We start from the raw sequence: 26448 nt of genomic DNA on the forward strand, positions 1-26448 counted from the left end.
CTGATCTTTTAGTCTGATTAAAATCCGATTTTCAGGTTGAAGCCCAGGCTTCGGGTGTTTGGGGTGTTGAAGTAGTCCCGCCCGAAACTGTTGCTCGCACCGGCCAGGTTGGTCTCCGGGTCAATGCCGCTGTAATCGGTGAGCAGGAACAGGTTGCGGCCGCTCAGCCCCAGTTCAAGGCTGCGTACGGGCAGCTTGCCGACAATCGTTTCCGGAAATCGGTAACTGACTGTCAGTTCGCGCAGACGCACCCAGGAACCATCCTCAACCGAGGCTTCAGAAACGCCAGCGAAAGGATAACGCCCGTAGTAACGGGAATCGAGGCGGATGGGCGTGGTATTGGGCTGACCGGAAACATCCTCGCCGTCAATAACAGTGCCTTCTGCATAAACGCCTTCCACTACTACCGCTTCCTCCCGGTTTTCGGTACTCTTGTGGATGCCCAGGTTTTGCATGACGCCCACGGTGCCATTGTAGATATCCCCGCCCTGACGGATGTCCAGCAAGGCGGACACATAGAGCCCTTTGAAGGTGAAACTATTGCGCAGCCCCATAATCCAGTCCGGGTTCGGGTCGCCCACAATGCCGGGGTCCTGTGGATTAAACACAGGATAGCCATCGGCGTCAATGAGGCGGTTGCCGTTGTCATCTCTCGACCAGCGGGTGCCGTAGAGTACGCCGAAGGGCTGCCCTTCGATAGCCCGGTTGTTGGTAGACGCTACGCCGGCGGAACCGAAACTGAGGTCAGGCACGCCTTCGCCCAGTTCTTCCACAGTGTTCTCATTGGCGGTGAAGTTGAGGTCAACATCCCAGCTGAAGTTGCGGCCTTTGACCGGAGTACTGCGCAGCTGTATTTCCACACCGGTATTGCGTACCCGGCCCGCGTTGGTAATAGCTGAAGCGAAGCCCGTGGAAAAGGTAATGGGCACAGCCAAAATCTGGTCTACACTTTCCAGGTCATACCAGGTGAAGTCAATACCCAGGCGGTTTTGAAAGAAGCGTAAGTCCGCTCCGATTTCCAGGGTCCGGGTTTGTTCAGGGCGCAGATTAGGATTGCCGATGGAAGTCGCCGGGCCGAAAGCGGTTTGCCCCTTGACCGGGCTGCCGAGCACGAAGAAGTTGTCCAGAGCATAGGCGAAAGCGTCCTTACCAATACGGGCGTAGGAGAAGCGCAACTTACCAAAAGAGAAGGTCGGATTAGTGGCCAGCCCCAGCGGTTCGGTGAATACGAAGCCCAGGCTATAGCTGTCGTAGAAGAAGGGGACTTCGGTAGTGGGCAAGGTCGAGGACCAGTCCCAGCGCCCGGTGAAGCTGAAGTAAAGGTAATCCCTGAAGCTCAACTGTCCATCGTAGAAAGTACCCAGGATACGGCGGCGGGTCACGTTGTCGTCTGCAAAAGTGACCTGAGAAACGTTGGAAATGTCGTAGAAGTCCGGTATGATGAAGTTTTCCCCTTCCGTTACGTTAGAAAAACCCCGCTCGCTGAAGTAGTTGTGGCCCAGGGTCAGGCGGCCATCAAAGTCCTGTGACAAGGCGCCCTGAGCGGTCAGCAGGAAATCGGAGTTGAAGCTGCGGTAGGAATACAGGTCGCTGAAGATCACGCCTGTACCGAATTCGTTGCTGTTGTTGTCCCAGTAGGAAGTCCGCTCCTCAAAGTAGTAATCCGTACCGGCCCGGTATGAAGTGCTGAGCCAGTCTGTGAAGGTATACTCAAAGCCGGCATTGCCGATAATGCGGTTAACGCGGTCGCGGCTCAGGTTACGGTTGACGGACCAGTAGGGGTTGTCGTAGGCGCTCCAGTAGGTGCGCTGTGTGCCATCCGGGAAGGAATAGGCAGCGGGCTCATCTTCCGCATTATCAAAACCACTAGCCAGGTCGAAGGTTACGGGCGCGCGGGTCAGGCCCAGCATTACGCCGGACAGGTTGGAGCCCCGGTTGGTGCGGTCGCCGCCGGAGTTGGTGTAGTTGGCAGAAGCGGAAACTTTGAGGCGGTCGTTGATGCGGGTATCGCCGGAGACCTTGAGGGTAAAACGCTCGAAGGTACTGTTGGGCACAATACCCGTTTGGCGCAGGTAGCCGCTGGAGACGAAGTAGTTGGTTTCTCCGTCGCCACCGCTGGCACTGAGGTAGGTATTGGATGTCACTCCGGTATTGAAGAAGTTGTCGAGATTATTAAAAGGCACGACCCGGCGATCGGTAGCGGAGGGATCGCTTTGGCCTACGATACGGCCCAGGGAGCTGTAGCGGTAGGATTCATCCCCATCGTAGCGCAGGGTATCGATGCGCGGGCCCCAGGAGCGGTTCGACTCGCCCGGGCCTGCGTAGACTGGTACGCCTCCGGAGAGGGCGCCTTGTGCGAAGAGTTGTTGTTGTCCCGGCAGTTTGTTTACCTGATCGAAAGTCACGGACTGGGAGAAGCTGATGCCCCCGCCTTTTCGGCCCTTTTTGGTGGTGATGAGCACGGCACCGTTGGCGGCACGCACGCCGTAGAGGGCGGTAGCCGCACCACCTTTGAGGACGTTGATGGTTTCGATGTCATCGGGGTTGATGTCGATGGCCCGGTTGGACTGATCGGTGAAATTGGAGCCCGCGAAGCTGTTGTCGATAGGCACGCCGTCAATGATGAACAACGGAGAGTTTTCATTGAGAGAAGTCCGTCCGCGGATGACGATGTTAGCGGAGGCGCCCGGGTTGCCCGAGCTACTGATAACCTGAACACCCGCCACCTTTGAGCTTAGGGCATTGACTAGGTTGGTCTCCCGGGAACTGACCAACTCTTCGCCCCCCACTTCTTCGGCAGAGTAGCCCAGGGCTTTTTTGCTGCGCTCAATGCCTACCGCAGTAACCACCACCTCATCGAGGACTTCGGCAGACTCGCTCATGCGGATGTCAATTTTCGTCCGGCCATTGAGGGGTACTTCGAGGCGGTTGTAGCCGATGTAAGAAAAGATTAGAGTGGAAGCGTTCTCCTCTACATCTAGAGAAAATGCCCCGTTGAAATCAGTAATCGTGCCCACATTGGGGCTGCCTTTCACAAAAACACTCACGCCAATGAGCGGCTGAGGCGGATCGGCATCGTCCGTTACGGTGCCGGTTATGGTCTGCTGCGCAGCGAGCGGCAACATTCCCAACAGGCACAAGCCGACCAACAAAAGGATGGGTCTGAACATGTTTACAATATTTTGAAGACTGAGTGAATCACATCAGCCAGATAGAAAAAGGGAACAGGCCATTGCAGTAGCTGCTGATGACCGATGGAAAGCTGGAAAACGAGTAGTATGACTAGCAATCAAATATGGGCTGCAAGCCGGAGAGACTGGGCGTCTCCTGCAGGAAGCGGGTCGTTTTGACCGGTAAAATGGCTTGCTGGATTTGCATAGTTAGCGTTTATATCCGGATGCAAAAATATGGATTTGTGACTGAACTGCAAAATCAAGCCCCGCCTGCCCTGCCTTAACTACCAAAATCACCCGCTGAAAATCAGGAATACCATCTGAAATATGGAACAGAATTATTTTTTTCGTACTTTTGGGTTTCGACTTTAAGCAGTCCCAATTTATGAGTACCTCATTTTGCGTTAAAACTCAGGCCACTCAACCTACCCACAAGCAGCTCAGCCTGATGGGCCTGCAGCCTATTTTCGACTGCTAAACCAAGCTTCCTGTAAAGTTTTTCCCCTGTACTGCGATTGACAGCACCTTCTGGTCTGTTGATGCCATTCACGGGGCATTCATATTTTCCCTATTTGTTTATTTAAATTTTTTGCGATGAAAAGACTAGTACAACTTGTCTGCGTAGCCGTAATGCTGGCTACCCTGTCTGCTACTGCACAGGAAACGATTGTTTATGATTTTGAAGACGGGGTTATGCCCGAAAGTTTTACGCTGATCAACCGGGACATGCTCGTACCTAATCAGCCAGATGATGCGGGCTTTGCCGATACAGCCTGGATGGTGATTGAGAGCGGGCTGCTGGAAAGCTTTGCTGCGCTGAGTATCTCCTGGTATGTGAATGATGCCGGCCCGGCGGACGACTGGATGATCCTGCCGAAAATCAGCGTGACAGAGAACTCTATGCTGAGCTGGACGGCGATTTCCACGACGTCCTCCGGTGATTTCCCGGACAGCTATCAGGTGCTGATTAATGCGGAAGAGCCGACTTTTGAGAGCTTCGAAGCCAATGGTGCTATTTTGGCCAGCTTCGACCCCGAAGAGTGGGAAACCCCACAAATGCGCGAGGTGAGCCTGGCAGACTATGCCGGGCAGAGCGTGCATATTGCTTTCCGCAACGTCACCCCCAGTGGTGATGCTCTGCTGATTGACGACATCACTATCACCGAGGGCGAGATTAGTAGCGTAGCAGAAGTCGATAATGCCGCTTTTGAATTCAATCTCGCACCTAATCCGGCAATGGATGCGGGTACCGTGCTGCAGTACACGCTGGAACAGGCAGCTGATGTAGCGATTAGCATTCAGGATATGAGCGGCCGTCAGGTGCAGGAGTTACGTCAGGGGCGCCTTGGTGCGGGTCGCCACAACGTACAGTTGGAGACAAGCAGCCTGCCAGCAGGTGTTTACGCGGTGAGCGTACGCACGGCTGACAAAGTAGGCACTACGAAACTTATTGTTCGATAACCTCTTGACTTTAAGGGCCGGGGCACCCCCGGCCCGATTTTTCCTTACTTTTATCCGATCTACCATGCTTACCAGAACGCTCTTTTTGATTTTGACCGTCCTGCCTGCTTTCTTACAAGGACAGGGGTACACTCGTTTTTTTACCGGCGACACCACGGATGTGGAGACCGACCCCATACCCGGCATCGTGCTCGCGGGCGGCGGGGGCGATAATGACCAAGCCATGCAGTGGATGCTGGAACGGGCCGACAGCGGTGACGTGGTCGTGCTGCGGGCAAGTGGTTCCGATGGCTACAATCCCTACTTTTTTGAGGACCTGGGTGTTTACGTCAATTCGGTGGAGACCATTCGTTTTGACGATGCCTCTGCGGCGAATGATCCATATGTGGAAGCCCAAATCCGTAATGCCGAATGCCTGTTCTTTGCCGGAGGCGATCAGTACGACTACCTTTCCTACTGGCAGGGAACACCGGTACAGGAGGCCATCAATTACCTGATTAACGAGAAAGGGGTACCGGTTGGTGGCACGAGTGCGGGCATGGCTATTCTTAGCAACTGGTACTATGCGCCTTCCAGCTTTTCGCTGGATGCGGAAGAAGCCCTCTCCGACCCTTTCCACCCGGACTATGAAGTGCTGGGGCAAAACGATTTTCTGGAGGTCCCCTACCTGGATAACACCATTACCGACACCCACTACGAGCAGCGGGAACGGCCCGGTCGGCATATGGGCTTTCTGGCACGCATAGCGGAAGCTACCCAAAGCCGGTCTTTCGGCATTGCCGCCAATGAGTACACCGCAGCCTGTATTGATGAAAACGGCATCGCCCGGGCATTTGGTGAATTCCCGGAATTTGAGGAAGATATTGTATTTTTCCTGCAGTCTAATTGTCAGGAGGAATTCCTGCCGGAAGTGATGGAAGCGGGAACGCCCTTAACCTGGAACCGGGGACAAAGTGCAGTGAAGGCATATGCTATTCCGGCCCGGACGGATGGCTCGGGCAGCATTGACCTGAATGACTGGCAAACAGTGCAGGGTGGCGAGTGGCAAAACTGGTATGTGGAGGCGGGTGAGCTGGCCCGCATTCCGGAGACCAATGGCGACTGTGCGGATGTGCTAAGTTCAACGGCTGACCAGAGTTCCAATACGACTTTCCGTGTCTTCCCTACTCCGGCTTCCGGGCAGCTGTTTTGGGAATGGAACGGTGCATCGGCTACCGGGCAGTTGTCCTTGCGCATGATAACCGGCCAGGTAGTGCGCGACTGGTCCAATGCAGTTTCTCCGGTTGATATTTCCGGGCTGCCCGCTGGCGTGTATACCCTGGAAGCCATTATTGACGGGCAGCTGGCGGTCAAAAAGATTATCATTGAATAGCAATACCCCTCTTCAAATATGAAAAAACTCCCGGATACCCTGCTGATCATTTTTGGAATTATGATTGTGTTTATCGGCCTGACCTGGCTGGTGCCCGCTGGTGAATTTGAGCGGACGGTGGTCAATGGGCGGGAGGTGCTCGTACCCGGTTCGTACGAACGGGTGGAGGCCAATCCGCAGGGGCTGGGGGCATTGTTACAAGGGCCGGTCCGGGGGTTTATTTCGGCGGCGCAGATCATTGCCTTTGTTTTTTTGGTGGGTGGTGCGTTTGGTGTTATTACGCGGACCGGAGCAATTGATGCCGGGCTGCAAAGCATTATAAAGTTCAGTGAGCGGCACCCGAAGTACCGGCACTGGATACTGCCGGTGGTGATTACGCTGTTTTCGCTGGCGGGCGCTACCTTCGGGATGAGCGAAGAGGTGCTGGTCTTTGTGCTGATCACGATTCCGTTGGCCCTGGCGCTGGGTTACGATTCCATAACCGGAATAGCCGTTTCCTTTGTGGGGGCCGGGCTGGGTTTTGCCGGGGCGTTTATCAATCCGTTTACGATTGGGGTGGCGCAGGGCATTGCTGAGCTGCCCCCGGCAAGCGGGATGGGCTACCGGCTGATGGTCTGGGCGGTCACTACAGTGATTGGCATTATCTACATTATGCGCTATGTGCTAAAGCTGGAAAAGGACCCCACGCTGAGCCCGGTGTATGAGCTTGATCAGCAGCGCGACCTCAGGCAATTGGGCAAAACTGAGCACCAGGAATTTACCCGGGGGCACCGCTATGTTTTGCTGGCACTTACGGCGGCACTGCTGCTGCTCGTCTACGGTGTGGGGCAATGGGGCTGGTACATCAATGAAATTGCCGGGCTCTTTATTGGATTAGGAATTGTAGCTGGGGTTATATCTCACCTGGGGCTGGAAGAGAGCGTTGATGCCTTCAAAGACGGTGCTAAAGATATGTTGACTGCAGCATTGGTCATTGCCATGGCAAAGGGGCTGATCGTCATTGCGGAGGATGGGAAAATTATTGACACCCTTCTGCACACGATAGCAGGGTTATCGGAAGGCCTGCCCAAGCCGGTCACCGTGGAAATCATGTTTATCTTTCAGACTTTGCTCAACTTCTTTGTGCCTTCCGGGTCCGGGCAAGCCGCCCTGACGATGCCGATCATGGCACCGCTGAGCGATCTTTTGGGCATCAGCAGGCAGACGGCGGTGCTGGCTTTTCAGTTTGGGGACGGACTGTCCAATCTGATTATCCCCACGAGTGGGGTAACGATGGGCGTGCTGGCGATTGCCAAAATTCCCTACAACGTGTGGGTGAAGTGGTTCCTGCCCCTGTTCCTGATCCTTTGTGCCGCCTGCATGCTGATGTTGCTTCCACCGGTCCTCTTCTTTGAGTGGCCCTAAGGTTACTTATCGTTTGCGTTGAGGATATTCAGTACCTCATTGGTGATATCAAATCCGTCACGAGCACCGAGGAGGCTTGAGCCTTGTCCGTACTGTAGGATGAAGTCGTAGCCCCGTGCTTCCTGCAGACTATCCATGAGATTGCGGAGATTGTCCTGGAAGTCAGCGGCCAGTTGCTGCTGCTCTGCGCCGAGGGTAGCGGATAGCTGCTCCTGTTCGGCGAGCAGTTCCTGTTGTTTTTGACCGAGGCGTTGCTCCTCTGCTGCAATCTGATTAGGAGCGAGCAGCCCCTGCTGTACTTTAGCCTGCACCTGACGAAATTCCTTTTCCAGAGCCTGCATACGCTGATTGAGGCCTTGGGAAGCGGTTTGCTGACGAGCCGCCAGGTCTTCCTGTTTTCTGCGGAAATCCTTGTAGTTGTTGAGCAGGCTGTCGGCATCGATGTAAACGATGTCTAACGTCTCATCTGTACTGGCAGCGGCCGTGGCAGAACTATCGGCTGAGGCAGTGCCCGATTGCTGCGTGAACAAATAGATGACTGCGATTAGCAGGATGGCATTAAGTGCCAGAGAAATATTGGCTTTCATTAGATTGATTTTCCGCAAAGGTAAAAAAATACGGGCTACCCTTCCGAAGAAGAATAGCCCGCAGTGAAAATTCACCTATCCCTGAATTGGGAAAGGGTCATTTTATGCCATTAAGGACGTGCCGTACCCAGGATGACGCGCTCTACGTGGCTTTCACCACCTGCTACATCAACGTGGATAAAGTACATGCCTGCCTGCTGATTCGACAGGTCGAAACGCTCGGTTACATTCTCAACGGCATCAATCTGACGCTCTTCGATGAGCTGGCCTACTGCATTCATAATGCGGATATTGGCTTTCTGGCCAAAGATGGAGCCCAGGTTCACGTTCACAGCGCCGCTGGTTGGGTTCGGGAAAACACTGATGTCAGTTTGTGCAGATACACCAGACAGATTGCCGGCACCGGCCAAGCCCATATTGCAGTCCGCAGCAAGGCCTTCCAAAACAATGGAGCAGCTTGGGTCATTCTGATCAGCGATGGTGATGTTCACTACATCTCCTACTGAGAATGGGCCTACGAAGTACCTTCTTGGGAAGAATACGTTCTGCAGGGTAGGCTGGCCTCCGTCGTTGCTGATGGAAACAGCATTGGCAGAGCCCAGGTCACCCAGGTTCACCATGACCATGAATACGCCGGGGCCACAGTAGGAAGTAACGGTTGCTGCAGCTACAGGCTCAACGCAAACTACAGAGCAGGGCGCACAGTTAGAACCGCCGCAGTCTACACCCTCTTCGTCTCCGTTTTGGATGCCATCGTCACAGGTGGGGGCAGCCACACAAGGGTCGCAGTTAGAACCACCACAGTCGATACCTTCTTCATCTCCGTTTTGGATGCCATCGTCACAGGTAGGACCAGTGACCGCATCACAGGTTACCGTCCAGTCGAGTGGGTCCGGGCAGCAACCACTTCCACTTGCACAGCTGACGGAGCCGTCAGAATCGACAGTAACGTACATTACTCCGCTGTTGGCTGTTACCGTAACACCAGTCATGTCTCCACCATTGTTGTCTGAATATAGTTCAATGCCGGATGGGGAGTTACCATCGAAAATCAATACATCATCACAGCAGGATTCAATGCCTCCAGCGTTGAAGGTGATGGTCAAAGGAGTTCCATCGCCTGAGGTATAAATGTATCCAATAAGATTATTGTTACCGTAGCAAAGGGTTTCGTTAACCGGTGTACCACAAGCAACTGTTACCTCATTGGTGAGATCTATCAGAGAGGCATCTAAACAGAACTGCCCGGAAGACTGAGGGGATGGCCAGGTAGAAATATGAATGTAATAAGTAGTACCTGGCGTCATAGGAGGGGTCGTCAGCGACTCATCAGAGGAACTGGAAGTTGCGCTTGCAAAGCAGGTACCCGTGGTCGGGCAGCCCTCTGTCACCATAATGCCTGTCCAGGTGTTCTCCGCATACAGGTCAAGCTGCAACGCATCATCGGATGTGGCGGTGTAGGTAAAGATGTAGTCATCTCCGTTAGAATAACTACTGTTACAGACATTACCATCCGTATCATCATTTCCGGTAGGGTCACCTGAGTTGGCACCACCGCCGAATGGATCACCACCGCAGTTCATGTCAAGAGTTAAAGGAACTGCAGTTGGGCAGGTACTTTGGGCATTCAGTACATTTGTGCTTCCACTCGCCACAAATAAGATGGCGAAATAAAGTAGAGCGAAATTAAAGTTCTTCATATAATGTGAAGTTTTTAAGGATTAGCTGATCTTTCGCATTCAAAGATCAGTTATTAAAAAATTGAATGAGTTAAATATGATCTGGCCAATGCTGCGATTCCGGGGGTAAGACACGTTAGTGGAATATCACTTACATCAGCAGAAACATTAAGCTTACTTTGCTAATACGGCTTTACATCGAAAGCAGGAACCCCTGCAAACGGAAGTAAAGATTAGCTGGGTGGAATCAGCATAAACCGTGTACATAAGCAGCAGATAGCTACTTATTTTATTAGCATGTTATGTAGGACAGCCTTATTAGCAGGGGGGAGATTTTGACTAATTATTGTCAAATATAGTAAATAGTTTAATAAAACCCTAACATAAAATTGAACAAAAATTTAAAATTTTGATTTCTTACCGAATGGCTTATGCTCAAATGGCTCGTACAGCGCTCAGAATTTGGGTTTCCGGCTCAGTCCAGATTTAAGCTATCGCCCGGCAGTAAAATATTGAGTTCAAGGCCTCTGCCGCCAAGTAAACTGTCTTGAGTGACCGTTTGACCTTCAGGGTGGCGTAAAACGATAACCTGATAGCCGCCATATACTGTTGCCGCATTACCGTTCTCCACTAAAATAGCGGTGGACTCATCAATACCAATGCCCATCTGATCGGGATGATCTAGCACAACGGTAATCAAACGGTTCATCCGCATGCGCCAAATGAAGTGCTGATCGATAATGGCTGTACTGAGCAGGCCCAGCCCTTCGCCAATTTCTATGTTATTGGATTCAATCGTTCGGAAATTACCGGTGTACTCCGGATGGCGCCGCTCATTGCCGGTTATCATTTTTTCACTCATGACAGCTGCACCTGCGCTGGTCCCGGCAATGGTAGCACCGGAATGGTACGCTTCATGTATAGCATCGTACACCGGGCTGTTGGCCACCACATCCATAAAGCGGTTCTGGTCACCACCGGTAATGTAAATCAGGCGGGCATTGCGCAGGGAGTCTATGGCAGCCTGCGGGTATGAACCTTTCCGGAAATTGTAGCTGCGGAATTTGGATGAGGCCAGTCCAAGGTCTGTGAACTGCTTTATAGCGTAAAAAGCGGACGTATCCGGCTCTCCGCTTGACATGGGCAGGATAATTCCGTAGCCTCCTTCCTCCATCCCGGAGGCATTAATCAGGGTTTGTACAAGGGCTGGAGGGCGCTTGCCGCCGCCGATGATAAAAAGTTTTCCCTTCGGCCTATCCGTAACCGAAGGAGCTGTTGTTCCCGATTGGGGTACTTCGGGCTCCTGAGTACAATGGGCAAAGAAGAAGCTAAGAATCAGTAGGCTTAAGGTAAGGCGCATTACATTTCATAATTTGGTTTGGGGTCAAAGTAAGATTTCTTTTCCAATTCGGTTAGCCCTTTGAGCAACAAAATCCACTCCCGGCACCAGGCTTAGCTGTCAGGTTAGGAGGGGCATCCCATGGTTAAGCCAGGAGCAGTTTTTTCGAATTACAGGAAATTCTCAGGCCAATTTTGCAGGTATTGTTTTTGAAAGCCTATTTTTGTCCACTGCAAGCGGCCATATTAGTATTTTTTATTACCTTAGAAAAAAGCCACCAATAAACGGAATATGGGAAAGGTCATTTCATTACTGAATCACAAAGGCGGCGTAGGCAAAACGACGAGTGCCATCAACATCGGAGCGGGTTTGGTCGAACTGGGGAAACGGGTGCTGTTGATCGACCTTGACCCTCAGGCCAATCTCACGCTGGCGCTTGGCGTACCGCGCCCTCCCGTTACCATCTACGAAGCCATGCGTGGAGAATCGGGCCTGCAACCCGTGACGGCAAAAGAAAACCTGGATGTGGTGGCCTCTACGCTGGACCTTTCCGGAGCAGAAATGGAGCTGATCAATGAAGCTGGCCGGGAATTTGTCCTACAGGAACTTTTTGACCCGTTTTTGGAAGAATATGACTTCATTATTATCGATTGCCCGCCATCCCTGGGCTTGCTTACGCTGAATGCCCTCACCAGCAGCGATTTCGTTATGATCCCGCTTCAGACTGAGTTCCTCGCCATGCAGGGGCTGGCTAAAATCAAGCAGGTTATACAAAAGGTAAAGTTCAGGCTGAACAAGAAACTACAGATCGGCGGCGTTATTGCCACCATGTACGACAGCCGCAAGGTCCTCAACCGGGATGTGGTCGAGACGATAACGAAGTACTTTGGCAATCTGGTCTTCGAAACCAAAATCCGGGATACCGTAGCTCTGGCTGAGGCACCCGCGCAACGCAAAGACATCTTTGCCTACAGCCCCAGCAGTTCCGGCGCGAAAGACTACCTGAATCTCAGCAAGGAACTATTGCAGCGTATGGAGCAGTTTGACCAGATGATGGCGGAAAAGAAACAGTAGGGTATTTATCAGCTTTTAAATTTTTGATCGTGAGCAAAAAGAGATTTACAGAAGGCATGGAAAGCCTCTTCGGGCCAACCGATGAGCAGGAATCGGACAAGAGCTGGTTTGGTGCTCAGGAGGCTGGAAAGCAGGATGCCCACGAGCAAAACAATAAGCGCTCCAACTCCGGTAAGAACTTTGCAGAGGACTTACAGTCCTTCCTGCAGGAAGCCTTTGATGATTCTATGGAACGGCAGCTCGAAGAACGGCAAAGACGTGATGAAGCCGCTCCCGCCAAGCCGAGCGTCAAAAAGAAGCAGCGCCGGCCAATGGCAGGCCTGGACGCGCTCATCCGCAGTACGGTAGACCCTCAGCCTGAATCTGAAGAAGACCGTAGCCGCCCCAAACGGATTACCCTCTCTTTTGACCCGGTGAAGCTGGAAAAGCTCAAGAGCATTGCCCGCAACCAAAGGTCACTGCTCCGTGATGTAATTGATGAAATCGTTGAGGATTACCTCAACCGCATGGAAGCCAATTCCTGATTTCATGCTTTTTCCCTCCCCTTATCGCTAAATTGCTGGTTATTATAGACTAACGGGCTGGACTTCGATGGGTAAAGCCGGTACCTTTGCAGTATCCTGACCTCCAAAAGGTGCAGCTGTACCGCACTGAACTGCCACGGCTGCCACGGCCTAACGAGTAACCCCACAAAACCATGAGCACCCCTGCAAACCTGGCACGGATTTACGTGCTGTTTTCTATAATATTTTTACTCCCTCTGGGCCTGACAGGCCAGCAAACTCAGGTACGCCCCACAGTAGGACTTGTGCTCAGTGGCGGAGCTGCAAAAGGTATGGCACACGTAGGGGTATTGAAAGTACTGGAAGAGGCCGGCATAGAGCCGGACATTATTACAGGAACTAGCATGGGCAGTGTCATTGGCGGATTGTATGCGATTGGGTACCGGGCAGATACGATGGAAACCCTTTTACTGCAGCAAGACTGGGAACAGGTCCTGAGCGACCGCATCGAGCTCGAAAATGTCATTCTCGAAGAAAAAGATTACTTCGAAAACCAGCTGTTCGAAATTGGGTATAATAACGGGCAGTTTATCCCGCCTTCCGGATTGATTTACGGGCAGCAGGTGGACAATCTGCTCAGCCGGTTAGCCATTCCGGCATATAAAACCAAAGACTTCCGGGATTTCCCGATCCCTTTCCGGTGCGTAGCCGCTGATATTGTGGAAGGGCAACCTGTAGTACTGGACAGCGGCGACCTGGCCGGTGCGATGCGGGCGAGCATGGCGATCCCCACAGCTTTCACCCCGGTAGAACGAGATGGGCAAATCCTGATCGATGGCGGGCTGATCCGAAATTTCCCTGTGGAAGAGGCTAAAGCCTGGGGTGCAGATATCATCATCGGGGTTTATACCGGATACGTAAAAGCAGATGCCGATAAGCTGAATAATTTCTCCCAAATACTCATGCAGTCGGGCTTTCTGATGAGTGTGAAGGACGCGCAGGAACAAATGCCTATGGTAGACCTCTACATTGAGCCTGACCTGAAAAAGTACGGTGCTCAGGATTTCAGCAAGGCAGATTCCATCATCGCAAAAGGAGAACAGGCTGCCCGGGCAATGCTTCCTGAACTGCAGGCCTTAAAAATGTGGTTGGATACGCTGGGAGCGCATCAGCCTGCCCACCGGATGAAGGTACCGGAAACCCTTTGTTTTGAGCAAATACTTGTACGAGGCAATGAACGCTACACCGCCGAGGAAATCATTGGGCGCAGCGGGCTGGAATCAGGAGAGAGCTATCCTCCGCAGGCTATTGAAACGGCCATCAACCGCCTGGTGGGGACCAACAAATTTGAGAAAGTCACCTTTCAGCTGCAGCAGGAAGCCGGGGAAACGGCTCTGGTCTTGCAGTGTCTTGAGCGGGCCCCCACCGTATTCAAGACCGCCATCAACTATGACAACTACAGCAGCGCTGGCTTTCGGTTTAATATGACGAGCCGGAATGCCTTATTACCAGCCTCCCGGCTAATGATCAACAGCGTGGTTGCTGAGAATTACCGGTTTCAGCTGAATTATCTGAAGTACCTGGACGAAGCCCAGGCGGTAGCATGGGTTACGGATGTGCAACTGACCCGGGATAAAATCCCGATCTTCCAGAACGGCACCCAAAACGAAGAGTACAGCCTTATCGAGGCCGTTATAGATCTGCATGTACAAAAGCGGTTGAGCACCAATACGGCACTAAGCATGGGCCTACAGCAGGAAAACCTCATTTTCCGCCCTAAAGTCGGGGCCGGGCTGCTGTTTAACCGGCTAAGCTATACAAATTATAACCTGTACGCCCGTCTTGAGCACAACAGCCTGAACCGGAATATCTTCCCGACCAAAGGCACCCGGCTTTCCCTGGAGCTCAAAGGGTTACGGAACGGAGGGTACGAAGTAAGCGGGCTCAACCCTGAAGTGGGGCTGAATAGAGATTCACTGTTCTCCTTCAGGCCCTACACCAAGCTCAGTTTCCGGGCGGAGCGTTTTCTGCCACTGAGCAGCAGAGGCTCATTGAAATCCAGTGCATTTGCCGGGTTAGTAACCAACCCCAGCAACACCTTTGGAGACTTCTTCCTGGTGGGCGCCCCTGAAGCTCTTACCCGGCGGTCGATCCCGTTTTATGGGTTGAATACCAACCATCTTGTTGCTCAGGCGGCGGTAGGGGCAGGCATAGGCTACCAGCACTTCTTCCGGCGCAATATGTTCTACTCGTTGGATGCCAATGCCGGCTTTTTTGACGAGCCCGACCGCGCGGGTGAGGACCGAATTGACCTACAGCAGTTTATTCTCGGCCTGGGGCTGACCGGAGGTATCAATACCATCATTGGACCAGTAAAGATGCCCCTGATGTACCCGTTTGCCGGAAATGTGAATACCTCGCAGGAGCTCAGGTTGTTCCTTTCCATCGGGCACCGGTTTTGATGATTTGGTGAAACAAAGGCGGCCGCATCAACAAATTGTTGACACCTATACCGGAACAATCAAACAGAATCGTTATAATTGCCGCAATTTATGCCTATTTTTGTGAAGAGCTCCCCCCATTGCCCGCCATCTGGCTAAGGGGAAATGAGTGACGGAGCAAAAATAAATGATTCAAGTTTGATTCATTTTTTTCGTCAAACGACTAAGAAAGTTACCGATTGAGCATGGCGGCAAAAAAGCGCAAGAAAAAAGGGCAACTGAGCCTGAAGCTGGGAATTAACGATGAGCGGATACCGAAACTGGTAGGCATTTTGCTGCTGTTCCTGGGTCTGTACTTCATTATTGCCTTTACCTCTTACCTGTTTACCTGGGCGCTGGACCAAGACAAGGTGTTACGTTTTTCCTGGAAGCTGCTGCTCGACAATACCGAAGAAATGGCGAATTGGCTGGGCAGGCTGGGGGCCATCGTTTCCAATATGTTTTTCTACTGGGGCTTTGGGCTGCCTTCCTTTGTGATAGTAGCTATACTTATGGTCAGTGGGCAGGGGCTGGTCCGGAGGCAGCAACTGAGTATCTACTGGCCGAAATTCCGGCTCTGGATTTTGCTGATGCTGATTTTCAGTGTATTTCTGGAATTCATTGCGGGTGATGCGGCTTTTCCATGGGGCGGTGCCTTTGGTGAGGCGGTCAGCGAATGGCTGATCAGCTTTGTGGGGACTGCTGGCATGATTATTCTACTGATTTTCTTATTGGTAGGCGTGCTGGTTTGGAATGTGAATCCGAATTTCAATGAAATGACACCTCAGGGTGCGGTTAAAGATACGCAGCAGTACATCAATGACTGGTTTAGCGGCAGGCTTCCCAGTAAGAAGAATACAACAGGTAGCAGTGGTTCGTATCAAGACCGCCCCAGGCCGGAAACCCTGCGCCCAGGCAGTTCAGAAAGCCAATCTGACCCCAGCACTATTGAACCGCCGTCCAAAGCCCCGGAACCTAAAACACCCCCTAAGCCGCATCAGCAGGATCTAAGCTTCGAATTGGTGGAAGACGTATCGGTAGAAAAACCCGAGCCCCTAACCGCTGAAAACAGCGAGCTGGAAATCAAGGACCCTGCCGCCGCTGCCAGTGATTCCCATAAGCCTCCTTTGTCGGTTACCCAGGAAAACCAGGACCACAGCGAGCCCTATGATCCAACTTTGGAGCTTTCCAGCTACGAGTACCCGGTCAGCAGCCTGCTCAAGGACTACTCCGGGCAACGGGTGGAGATTGACCGCTCTGAGCTGGAATCAAACAAAGAGCAGATCATTGAGACCCTGCTGAACTATAAGATCGAGATTACGAAAATCCGGGCCACCATCGGGCCAACAATCACACTCTACGAGATTGTACCAGCACCGGGCGTTCGTATTTCCAAGATTAAAAACCTGGAGGACGATATTGCCCTAAGCCTCGCAGCACTGGGTATCCGCATCATAGCGCCTATTCCCGGGCGGGGCACCATCGGTATTGAAGTCCCCAACCGCAAGAAGCAAATCGTCTCCATGCGGGAGGTGCTGGTATCGGATAAGTTTAAGCGGGCGAAAATGGACTTGCCAATTGCTTTGGGTAAGACCATTTCGAATGAAGTCTTTGTGGTGGATCTGGCCAAAATGCCCCACTTGCTGGTAGCCGGTGCGACCGGACAGGGTAAGTCGGTGGGTGTGAACGCCATTCTGATTTCTTTGCTTTACAAAAAGCACCCTTCTCAAGTCAAATTGGTGCTGATTGACCCAAAGAAAGTGGAATTGTTCCCCTACAGCAAACTGGAGCACCACTTCCTTTCCTTCCTCCCCAATCAGGAGGAGCCAATCACTACGGAGACCAACCGGGTCGTGCATACCCTCAACTCCATGACTATTGAGATGGATCAGCGGTACAACCTGCTAAAAAAAGCGGCAGCACGTAACATCCGGGAGTACAATGAGAAGTTTGTGCAGCGGCGTCTGAACCCCAATAAGGGGCACCGGTTCATGCCGTTTATCGTGCTGGTTATTGATGAATTTGCAGATATGATTATGACGGCGGGCAAGGAAGTGGAACTGCCGATTGGCCGATTGGCACAGCTTGCCCGGGCGGTAGGTATCCACCTGATTATCGCTACACAGCGCCCATCGGTCAACATTATTACCGGAGTGATTAAGGCGAACTTCCCGGCACGGATTGCCTACAAGGTCTCCTCCAAGGTCGACTCCCGGACGATCCTCGATGCCGGCGGGGCCGATCAGCTGATTGGGCAGGGTGATATGCTGTTGTCCGTAGGCGGAGAAATGGTCCGCCTGCAGGGCGCCTTTGTGGACACCCCGGAGGTGGAACGGGTCATTGACTTTATTGCCGAGCAACGAGGCTATCCGGAGCCCCACTACCTGCCCGAATTCCATGGCGATGATGAAGAAATTGAAGGCTCTGCCGGGCTGACTTACGCCGACCTGGATGAGATGTTTGAGGATGCCGCTCGTTTGATCGTACAGAATCAGCATGGCTCCACGTCTATGATCCAACGGCGTTTGAAGCTGGGCTACAACCGCGCCGGACGGATTATGGACCAATTGGAAGCCCTTGGCATTGTGGGCCCGAGTGAGGGCAGTAAGGCACGGGAAGTTTTGGTGTATGATGAGATGGAGCTGGAGAAATACCTGGAGGATATCAGGAATAGGAATTAAAAGCTCCCGGCGAAACATGAACACCTCTTCATGTTTCACTGTTGTTTGGATAGCGCAGTGCTGATATTCAGGCTGCCTACCAAAACAAACTACTTTATGCATATCCATCAGTTTTATGATGAGGGGCTGGCACACGCCTCCTATGCGATTATTGATAGCGGGAAAATGGCATTGGTTGACCCTGCACGCGACCCTCAGCCTTATATTGCTTTTGCTAAAGAACACGGGGCAGATATCGTTGCTGTATTTGAGACGCACCCACACGCGGATTTCGCGAGCAGCCATCTCGAATTTCATAAGATGACCGGGGCGGTCGTTTATGTGCACCCGGACATGGGCGTTTCCTATCCGCATGTAGCATTGAAAGACAAAGAAACGGTAGAACTCGGGAAGTTGAAAATCCAGGCTTTGCATACACCGGGGCATTCCCCCGACCACCATTCTTATCTGCTGCACGATGAGTATGGGAAGCCACATGCCATTTTCACCGGGGACAGCCTGTTCATTGGCGATGTAGGACGCCCTGACCTGCGGGAGGATGCGGGTAAATTTAACCTGACCCGCTCCGAATTGGCCGGAAAGATGTATGAGACCATGCAGTCTGTTTTCAAACCCCTGCCTGATGAAGTTACCGTTTATCCGGCGCATGGTGCCGGCTCTTTGTGTGGCAAAAATATGAGCGACGAGACGGTGAGTACGATAGGCGAGCAGCGGCAGACCAACTGGGCTTTTTCTGAAACTGATAAAACCGCCTTTGTAGAAGAGCTGCTGTCCGGGCAGCCCAATGTACCGAAATACTTCCCCTTCTCCGTGGAAGAGAACCGGCGGGGCGTAGCCGCCTACCGTAGCAGCCTGGAAAAAGTGGCACGGGTACAAAGGGAAGATGACCTGCAAAAGGATATTCTAATCGTAGATACGCGTCCTGCTGATCAGTACAAAGCAGGGCACCTCAGCAACAGTATCAATATACCGGATGGCGGGAAATTTGAAACCTGGCTCGGTACGCTGCTGGCGCCCGGCACTGCATTTTATTTGGTTGCTGGCTCTCAGGAAGGTCTAAAGACTGTTATGGAAAAAGCAGCGAAGATCAGCTATGAGCAATTTATTAAAGGCGTCTATTTGCTAGCGGAGGCACCAGCAAATGGTCATATTCAATCAGCAGACCTCGAAAAAGTAAAATCCAACCCAGGAGCCTACACTATCCTCGATGTACGCAGCCGGAAAGAGCATGAGGAAGAACCTGCATTTGAGTCCAGCATTAATGTGCCGTTAGACCAGTTGCCCGACAAAGCCGGGCAGGTAGGCAATGGCAAACCCATCGCTGTACACTGTGCCGGCGGTTACCGGTCTGCTATTGCAGCCAGTATTCTGGAGCGCGCACAGGAAAACGAAGTATTGGATATCGGTGATAATATCAAGAAAATCCTGGGTTAATAAGGCTCCGTGAATTCGAATGACTCAACCGGTATACCCTCCTTGAGGGGCTTACGGTAAGCGACGTGTATGCGGTCTACCTTGACATTTAACTTTTGGTAAACGCCAACTGCTTCAAAGTTATGGGCCCGCACTGTAGTCAGGTACATTTGTGGGTACCGTCTGATGTTGCGGGTATTTGCCATGTGCTCAACGATAACGGCATACGCTCCTTTGTTTTGAAAATCCGGGTGAATACCGAACCCTATACCTTTGGCGATGAATTGTTTCTTCATCGCCTTTTTTATAAGCAAAATGGGGATTTTCCACCAGGAAAGCTTGCCTTTGGCAAAACGAATGAGTTCATTTATATCCGGCAGTACCGCGCAGAAAGCTGCCGGCTTGCCATCAAAATAGGAGATAGAGAGGGTATTGGTATCTGCAATCGCTTTGGCTTCCAGCAGTATTTTCTGGACCTGCTCAGGCTGTAGAGGCTTAAAGTGCCCGTACTTGCTGAAGGCGGCATTGTATATTTCACAAAAGTCTTTGGTGTACTGCTCCAATTGGCGGTAGTCCAGGTTTTTGGTTTCAATATTTGATCTTTGCTTCAGGCGTTTGACCACATTACGGAGCCGTTCTACCGGGATGGCATTGCTTTCGCCGCGGAAAGTCAGGATTTGTTCGTACGGAATAAAGCCCCAGTCTTCAAAAAACCGGCGGTAATACTTTGGCTGATAATTTTCCTGGAATAAGGGCGGATAGAACCCCTTCACGAGCAGTCCCCAGAACTTTTCGCGTTCTCCAAAGTTGACAGGCCCATCCAATACGGTAGCCCCCCGGGCTTCCACCCATTCCCGGGCTTTTTCGAAGAGCGCGAAGGCGTAGGTTTCGTTTTCAATACATTCAAAAAAGCCCAGGCCACCGATGGGGTGTTCCTGCATTTTATTTCGGGTATGGTCCATAAACGCTGCAACCCGCCCTACAAGTTGACCGTTGTCATCGCGAAGGGTCCAGCAAACCGCTTCCCCATCCTTAAAGGTATCATTGACTGTAGGGTCAAAGACCGCCTCGATATCTCCCTGTAGAGGAGCAATCCAGTTAGGGTCGTCTTTGTATACGATGTGCGGGACCCGGTGAAAGTCTTTCCAATCCTGCTTCGAGCGAACTTCAGTAAACTTCATATGCCTTTAAGTTAATGGAGCAGCTATTGTAGGGTGCCACTACCCTATCCCGCGAAGGTAGCGTAAATTCGCTTTTTCTAAAACAATAATATCTAATGCCGGCTCGGGCGCAAAGCCGTAGGCCCGCTGCACAGGTCGTTACCTGACAGGGGCCTACTGCATAAACCCAACTTGCTATACCCATGCATTACGCGCTCTTTGAGTCGCAAGTGGGTTTGGATTTGGTCAATTGGGGTTGCTGTTCTTATGCCGCTTCTTCCATCTTCTTGCGGTCAAGCAGTACAAACTCCTGCACTACGACCTGCGGGGAAATGCGCTGCACGCCGTTCTTATCCTCGTAGGAATTGTAGGTGAGTTTGCCGCGTACGGCTACTTCACTGCCTTTCTTACAGAGGTTACCCATCACTTCGGCCAGTTTGCCCCAGGCTATGCAACGATGCCACTCGGTGGTTGTGATCCGGTCGCCGCGCTTGTTCCGGTAGCTGTCGTTGGTAGCCAGCGAAACATTGGTGAGGGTATTTCCGTTTGCCGTCTGAATCATTTTCGCATCTTGTCCGAGGAAACCAATAAGGGTTACACTGTTTCTAATTCCATTCATGATTTTGAGGTTTTTTGGAGGCACCAGCCTCCCATCTACTGCCTAAGCAGTAGCTAATGATTAATAAAAAAGGTTGAAAAATTTAGGGTTATACAGAGTTAGCGGCGCAGGAGCCTGCTTAATTAATGGGCATGAATTCGCTTACAATAACTTCTGAGACGTAGCGCTTCTTGCCATCTTTGCCTTCAAAGGTGCGGTGGGCGAGCTTGCCTTGTACGGCTACCTGTTTGCCCTTTTTGAGGAGCACCTGCATGATTTCAGCAATGCTGTCCCAGCCAACCAGGTTGTGCCACTGCACGTCTACGACTTTCTCGCCATTTTTGTTTTTAAAGACCTCGCGGGTGGCGATTGTCGCACGGGCTATGGACTTGCCTTCGCCCAGCTGCTTGAATTCGATTTCTTTGCCCAGGTTACCAATCAATTGTACGTGGTTGCGTAAGTTGTTCATGACTAATTGTTTTTTGGTGATGAAATATGTTGTTGACAACTGACATCACAAAGGTGGGGGCAAAAGCAAGTCCTAGTCGACAAATAAATGGTTACTTCCGTTTGTACTCGTTTGTATTCGTTTGAAAACTTTTAATAAGCTGCAATAAATTGATTTACAGTCTCTTGCATAAAACTGGAATTTCAACCTATTTTACCCGCTTTGTATAGATTTATACGTTTACAGCAACTTAAAGGTAGGGTTAGGGTATTTTTTGCGACGATCTGAGCAACCCATTGTGCTCTCCTATTTTCGATTTTGACGACGCCTGCATCATTTCCACCTTTTTCGTACCTTACGGCAAACTCAACCAAGATAAAACCATGATGAATGTATGCGTGATTGGGAGCGGAGCTATGGGCAGTGGGATTGCACAAGTGGCTGCTACTGCCGGCCATACTGTATTTCTTTACGATAACAATCCGGCGGCTTTGCAACGCTCTAAGGACAAGCTGGCTAAAATTATGAACCGCCTGGTGGAGAAAGGGCGGATGGATGAGGCTACGGCGCAGGCCATTCAGGGCCGTATACAGTACGTTGACAGTTTGTATGACTTTAAGGCCCCGGGGATGGTCATTGAGGCGATTGTTGAGAACCTGGAGGTTAAACGTAATGTCTTTGAGCAATTGGAGCTGATTGTGCCTGAGGATTGTATTATTGCGACTAATACTTCTTCGCTTTCCATTGCCGCTATTGCGGCAGTATGCAAAGACCCTAGCCGGGTACTTGGCATACATTTTTTCAACCCCGCTCCTTTGATGAAACTGGTGGAGATCATCCCGGCTATACAGACGGATTCCGCTGTTTTGGAACAAGCCTGTGAGCAGATTAAGAGCTGGGGCAAAATAACCGTAGTGGCAAAAGATACGCCCGGGTTTATTGTAAACCGGGTAGCCCGCCCTTTCTACGGGGAGGCACTGCGTATTCTGGAAGAGGGGCTGGCGGATGCCGCTACCATCGACTGGGCGATGACAGAGATCGGAAAGTTTAAAATGGGGCCATTTACCCTGATGGATTACATCGGTAATGATGTGAATTATACGGTTACGGAAACAGTCTTTCGGTCCTTCTTTTACGACCCACGGTATAAGCCTTCGTTTACGCAAAAGCGGTTGTCGGAGGCAGGCTATCTGGGCAGAAAGTCGGGAAGAGGTTATTATGATTACCGGGAAGGGGCGCAAAATCCGGAGCCCCATAAGGATAAGAAGCTGGGGCAGGAAATCGTGTGGCGGATTCTGGTCATGCTGATCAACGAAGCAGCCGATGCCCTCTACCTCAATATTGCCTCCCGGGAGGATATCGATTTGGCGATGACCAAAGGCGTGAACTATCCGAAAGGGCTGCTGCAATGGGCGGATGAAAAAGGCATACACCACTGCGTGGAAACGATGGACCGTTTGCATCATGAATACCTGGAGGACCGGTACCGTTGCAGCCCGCTGTTGCGTAAAATGGCGAGAGATGGGATGAGGTTTTATGAGGAAGTAGAATAATCGTTATCTAAATCTTTGCGGCCATTCAGGAAATAGAAAAGCCTCTGGCCATGATACTTATGGTTCAGAGACTTTTTATTGAATCATTCCCCATCCCAGATCAATCGTTTTACACCATGCCTGTTACCGCTCTGCAATCTAATGAGGTAGACACCTGAAGGCATTCCTTGCCTTTCAAGTCTGGCTTGATGCGTTCCTCCCAACTGCTGAGTGTACAGTAAGCGCCCAAGTAAGTCGTAGAGCTCCAGTTGATCCAGGGGGAAATCAGACTGCAGCTGCACGTTGCCCGTGGATGGGTTGGGAAATAGTTGGATGGCAGACTCGGGTAAAGGTTGTTGATCGGTATTGGTGACCAAAAATCCTTCGGTAGCTGAATTATTTTCAGCGTACGCATCAAGATAGTGATTAGGTCCAAAGGCATTGAAGGTATAAAAAATGCTGTCCGAAATAATGGGCTCTGAAGTAGAAAAGTTATGCCGCAGAGTATCTGTAATGGTGTGAATGTTACCGGGCTGCAATGCCAGATCGCTGATTACCCGATAACCTGGTATAGCACACCAGTCATGACGTGTACTCCACTCCAGAATACATTCGTCGATTATTCCTATACCATAGTTTTCAATTTCAAGGGTTAGTCGAAAGTCAAGGTTGTAATTGTAAATCTCTCCACTTGCTTCTACATCCACCTCTATATCCAGTAATTCAAAGCTCAGGCTCCGAATGCCAATATCAAAAGGCTGCTGAAAGGAAAAAGACGTGGGCGTAGCCTTTTTGACAAAGCCTCGTCTCCCATTGATCAATTGTCCGGATACGAAAAACGTATCTTCCCTGAGGGGCTCAACCGCAAAGATTTCCACTCCATCCAATGCCCAGTCGATCAGCAGTTCAAAGGCTTCAGTTTCGGGATTGAATAGCCAGGCTTTGAAATCGGGTATTCCGGGTGCGTAAATGAGTGGCCGCCCCTCATAGATGGTAATGCGTACCTGTTCAGCCTCCCCGTTTGGAAGAGGCCACGTTCCGGCAGAAAGGTCGGTACCTACTCGATGCAGACTGTTTTCGTTGACATACCAAAGCGCACTATCGGACGCTGTCATGGCAGTAGCGGTATGTTCCAGGGATAGCAAAATGGTATCCGTTGCCCAGTCTACTATCGCTACTTCTGTTTGGGTCGCAAGACCAGCATAGGTTCCTGGCAGGCTGACGACGCCAATCAGCGAATCTATATTTACCTCTTCCCACTGTGGAAAGAGGTCTTCACCGGGAGGCACGCGAAGCAGGCCCAAGGTGGCAGCCAGCAATACCGAACCATCATCTGTAATATCCATGATGGGACAGGTGTTCTCTAATGGTCTTGGTTCGACTGAGATGCCAAAATCTTCATCGCAATTAACATAGGATAATGACATCATAAGGTTACCCAATGAGTCAAACTTCCCAATTTTCGCAATAGGAGCAGCTCCACCATCGTAGCAGGGTTCTATACCAATTGTAATCAGGGTATCCCCGTACCAGTCTGCCTCAACTACACGCGAGATGTCATCGTCTTTGATACCAACGGTCCATCTTTGGACAGGTGATAACTCTTTCGTCCAGTAAAATGCGCTTGGGTTACGGCAATCGTCGATAACTGTAGCTGCCACCCATGTGGTTGAGCTGGAAGAAAAAAGATGGTCTCCATTGGTACGTAAATAAGGTTGGTCGACTTCCGAGCTAAGCTCATGAAAAAAGTAGTCCATCCGGTGTTCCTGTGCAGTCAGTAACAAGGTAAAGGACCAAAAGAATAGGGTAAGCGCGTATTTCATGTTGATGTGGTTTAGTTCAATCCTAAAATACTTTACATATCCATATCAGGCAACCTGCAATGTTAAAACTGCAATCTAACCAACAAAATTAGCTCGATGGGAAAAAGGAAAAGTGGTCTAAGGAGCGGGGAATCAGGCTATCATGAGATGGCCACATTCAGCAAGGCTGGGGGGATGGGATTGCCCCTCCACAACCGGGCTGCCCTGGCACTACTGCCCGGCAGCCCGGTTGTGGAGGGGCTACAAAACCAGAAAGCCCCGCTGCGGTATTCTGCAACGGGGCTTAAGGTTAGATTGAGCTGGCAGCGACCTACTCTCCCACTTTCGTAGTACCATCGGCGCTAGGGAGCTTAACTGCTCTGTTCGGAATGGGAAGAGGTGGAGCCTCCCTGCTATAACCACCAGCAATTCTTGCGCTGCCCTTTGGCAGGCTATATCTTGACAAGTTGGGGTCAGAAAGTTCTTTGAAATCAAGCTTTAGTAGCGCTGTAGTGTGCGCTTGCTCCCTTTCACGGGAAGCTTTCGGGCAATTAGTACTACTCGGCTCCACACATCACTGCGCTTCCACCTGTAGCCTATCTACGTAGTCATCTTCTACAACCCTCTAGGAATACTCATCTTGGAGCCGGCTTCGCACTTAGATGCTTTCAGTGCTTATCCGTTCCGTACATAGCTACCCAGCACTGCACCTGGCGGCACAACTGGTACACTAGCGGTACGTCCAACACGGTCCTCTCGTACTAGTGTCAGCCCTCCTCAATATTCCAACGCCCGCAACAGATAGGGACCGAACTGTCTTGCGACGTTCTGAACCCAGCTCGCGTGCCACTTTAATGGGCGAACAGCCCAACCCTTGGGACCTTCTCCAGCCCCAGGATGTGACGAGCCGACATCGAGGTGCCAAACCTCCCCGTCGATATGAGCTCTTGGGGGAGATCAGCCTGTTATCCCCGGAGTACCTTTTATCCTTTGAGCGATGGCCCTTCCATAAGGGACCACCGGATCACTTGAACCTGCTTTCGCACCTGTTCGAGGCGTCCCTCTCTCAGTCAAGCACCCTTATACTCATATGCTCTGCGCATGATTACCAACCATGCTGAGGGTACCTTTGTAAGCCTCCGTTACTCTTTAGGAGGCGACCACCCCAGTCAAACTACCCACCACGCACTGTCCCCCGAAGGGTTAGGACCAAAGTATAAAAAGGGTGGTATTTCAAGGACGGCTCCACTACCACTGGCGCGGCAGCTTCTAAGCCTCCCACCTATCCTACACATTTTATACCCTAGCACAATACGAAGTTGTAGTAAAGGTTCACGGGGTCTTTCCGTCCCGTTGCGGGTAACCGGCATCTTCACCGATACTTCAATTTCACCGAGCTCGTGGCTGAGACAGTGCCCAGATCGTTACACCATTCGTGCAGGTCGGAACTTACCCGACAAGGAATTTCGCTACCTTAGGACCGTTATAGTTACGGCCGCCGTTTACCGGGGCTTCAGTCAACGCCTTCTCCGAAGATTAGCGCCTCCCTTAACCTTCCGGCACCGGGCAGGTGTCAGACCCTATACTTCGCCTTTCAGCTTCGCAGAGTCCTGTGTTTTTGCTAAACAGTCGCCTGGGCCTCTTCACTGCGGCTCCGGGGTTAACCGGAGCGCCCCTTCTCCCGAAGTTACGGGGCTATTTTGCCTAGTTCCTTAGCCACGGATCACTCGAGCGCCTTAGGA

General features: G+C 51.4%; 17 protein-coding genes and 2 rRNA genes (1 of these 19 only partly in view). 9 read left to right on the forward strand and 10 right to left on the reverse strand.

Features of this window, described 5'->3' with window-relative positions:
• Nucleotides 1-17: 17 nt before the first annotated feature.
• Nucleotides 18-3170: a SusC/RagA family TonB-linked outer membrane protein gene (locus IX84_RS00225; RefSeq protein WP_052515658.1), complete on the reverse strand. Its 3153-nt coding sequence runs from the start codon at nt 3168-3170 to the stop codon at nt 18-20.
• A 597-nt stretch (nt 3171-3767) separates the two neighbouring features.
• Between IX84_RS00225 and IX84_RS00230 the strand changes: the two genes are divergently transcribed.
• The 3 genes from IX84_RS00230 (at nt 3768) to IX84_RS00240 (ending at nt 7410) form a co-directional block, all read left to right on the forward strand.
• Entirely contained in the window at nt 3768-4634 is an 867-nt protein-coding gene (locus tag IX84_RS00230) for a T9SS-dependent choice-of-anchor J family protein (protein WP_081968543.1), read from the forward strand.
• Nucleotides 4635-4698: 64 nt separating this feature from the next.
• A complete protein-coding gene (locus IX84_RS00235) occupies nt 4699-6006 on the forward strand; it encodes a Type 1 glutamine amidotransferase-like domain-containing protein (protein WP_044215694.1) in 1308 nt (435 codons plus the stop codon).
• Between the two features lie 18 nt (nt 6007-6024).
• A complete protein-coding gene (locus IX84_RS00240) occupies nt 6025-7410 on the forward strand; it encodes a YfcC family protein (RefSeq protein ID WP_044215554.1) in 1386 nt (461 codons plus the stop codon).
• A gap of 2 nt (nt 7411-7412) precedes the next feature.
• Here the strand turns inward: IX84_RS00240 and IX84_RS00245 are convergent, their stop codons facing one another.
• The 3 genes from IX84_RS00245 to IX84_RS00255 form a co-directional block, all read right to left on the reverse strand.
• Nucleotides 7413-7997, reverse strand: a complete 585-nt coding sequence (locus IX84_RS00245; protein WP_044215556.1) for an OmpH family outer membrane protein — start codon at nt 7995-7997, stop codon at nt 7413-7415.
• Between the two features lie 110 nt (nt 7998-8107).
• Nucleotides 8108-9697, reverse strand: a complete 1590-nt coding sequence (locus tag IX84_RS00250; protein ID WP_044215558.1) for a T9SS type A sorting domain-containing protein — start codon at nt 9695-9697, stop codon at nt 8108-8110.
• A gap of 454 nt (nt 9698-10151) precedes the next feature.
• Entirely contained in the window at nt 10152-11036 is an 885-nt protein-coding gene (locus IX84_RS00255; protein ID WP_081968544.1) for a cyanophycinase, read from the reverse strand.
• Between the two features lie 270 nt (nt 11037-11306).
• Here IX84_RS00255 and IX84_RS00260 point away from each other — a divergent pair, with 270 nt between their 5' ends.
• From IX84_RS00260 to IX84_RS00280, 5 genes are all read left to right on the forward strand, one after another.
• The gene (locus IX84_RS00260; RefSeq protein ID WP_044215561.1) at nt 11307-12089 is read left to right on the forward strand and encodes a ParA family protein; all 783 of its coding nucleotides are present in this window, start codon (nt 11307-11309) and stop codon (nt 12087-12089) included.
• Nucleotides 12090-12118: 29 nt separating this feature from the next.
• Nucleotides 12119-12613, forward strand: a complete 495-nt coding sequence (locus IX84_RS00265; protein WP_152604866.1) for a hypothetical protein — start codon at nt 12119-12121, stop codon at nt 12611-12613.
• 173 nt (nt 12614-12786) lie between these two features.
• A complete protein-coding gene (locus IX84_RS00270) occupies nt 12787-15054 on the forward strand; it encodes a patatin-like phospholipase family protein (protein ID WP_044215565.1) in 2268 nt (755 codons plus the stop codon).
• 224 nt (nt 15055-15278) lie between these two features.
• Nucleotides 15279-17753 carry a DNA translocase FtsK gene (locus IX84_RS00275; RefSeq protein ID WP_044215567.1) on the forward strand — a complete coding sequence of 825 codons (2475 nt, stop codon included), beginning with the start codon at nt 15279-15281 and terminating at the stop codon, nt 17751-17753.
• A 96-nt stretch (nt 17754-17849) separates the two neighbouring features.
• Nucleotides 17850-19187 carry an MBL fold metallo-hydrolase gene (locus tag IX84_RS00280; protein WP_044215699.1) on the forward strand — a complete coding sequence of 446 codons (1338 nt, stop codon included), beginning with the start codon at nt 17850-17852 and terminating at the stop codon, nt 19185-19187.
• On the opposite strand, the gene IX84_RS00285 is transcribed toward IX84_RS00280, so the two are convergent.
• The 3 genes from IX84_RS00285 to IX84_RS00295 all read right to left on the reverse strand — a co-directional run bounded on the left by IX84_RS00285 (nt 19184) and on the right by IX84_RS00295 (nt 21393).
• The gene (locus tag IX84_RS00285) at nt 19184-20347 is read right to left on the reverse strand and encodes an N-acetyltransferase (protein ID WP_044215569.1); all 1164 of its coding nucleotides are present in this window, start codon (nt 20345-20347) and stop codon (nt 19184-19186) included. The genes IX84_RS00280 and IX84_RS00285 overlap by 4 nt on opposite strands.
• A 244-nt stretch (nt 20348-20591) precedes the next feature.
• The gene (locus tag IX84_RS00290) at nt 20592-20945 is read right to left on the reverse strand and encodes a single-stranded DNA-binding protein (RefSeq protein WP_044215571.1); all 354 of its coding nucleotides are present in this window, start codon (nt 20943-20945) and stop codon (nt 20592-20594) included.
• Between the two features lie 118 nt (nt 20946-21063).
• Nucleotides 21064-21393: a single-stranded DNA-binding protein gene (locus IX84_RS00295; RefSeq protein ID WP_044215573.1), complete on the reverse strand. Its 330-nt coding sequence runs from the start codon at nt 21391-21393 to the stop codon at nt 21064-21066.
• A 365-nt stretch (nt 21394-21758) separates the two neighbouring features.
• Between IX84_RS00295 and IX84_RS00300 the strand changes: the two genes are divergently transcribed.
• Nucleotides 21759-22925 carry a 3-hydroxyacyl-CoA dehydrogenase NAD-binding domain-containing protein gene (locus IX84_RS00300; protein WP_044215701.1) on the forward strand — a complete coding sequence of 389 codons (1167 nt, stop codon included), beginning with the start codon at nt 21759-21761 and terminating at the stop codon, nt 22923-22925.
• 83 nt (nt 22926-23008) lie between these two features.
• Here IX84_RS00300 and IX84_RS00305 read toward each other — a convergent pair whose 3' ends face one another.
• From IX84_RS00305 to IX84_RS00315, 3 genes are all read right to left on the reverse strand, one after another.
• Complete coding sequence (locus tag IX84_RS00305; protein ID WP_044215576.1) at nt 23009-24727, reverse strand: T9SS type A sorting domain-containing protein; 1719 nt, start codon at nt 24725-24727, stop codon at nt 23009-23011.
• A 297-nt stretch (nt 24728-25024) separates the two neighbouring features.
• Nucleotides 25025-25133, reverse strand: a 5S ribosomal RNA gene (rrf, locus tag IX84_RS00310).
• Between the two features lie 105 nt (nt 25134-25238).
• Nucleotides 25239-26448, reverse strand: a 23S ribosomal RNA gene (locus IX84_RS00315) (it continues 1574 nt past the right edge of the window).

It is taken from the genome of Phaeodactylibacter xiamenensis, assembly GCF_000759025.1.
Taxonomy (GTDB): domain Bacteria; phylum Bacteroidota; class Bacteroidia; order Chitinophagales; family Saprospiraceae; genus Phaeodactylibacter; species Phaeodactylibacter xiamenensis.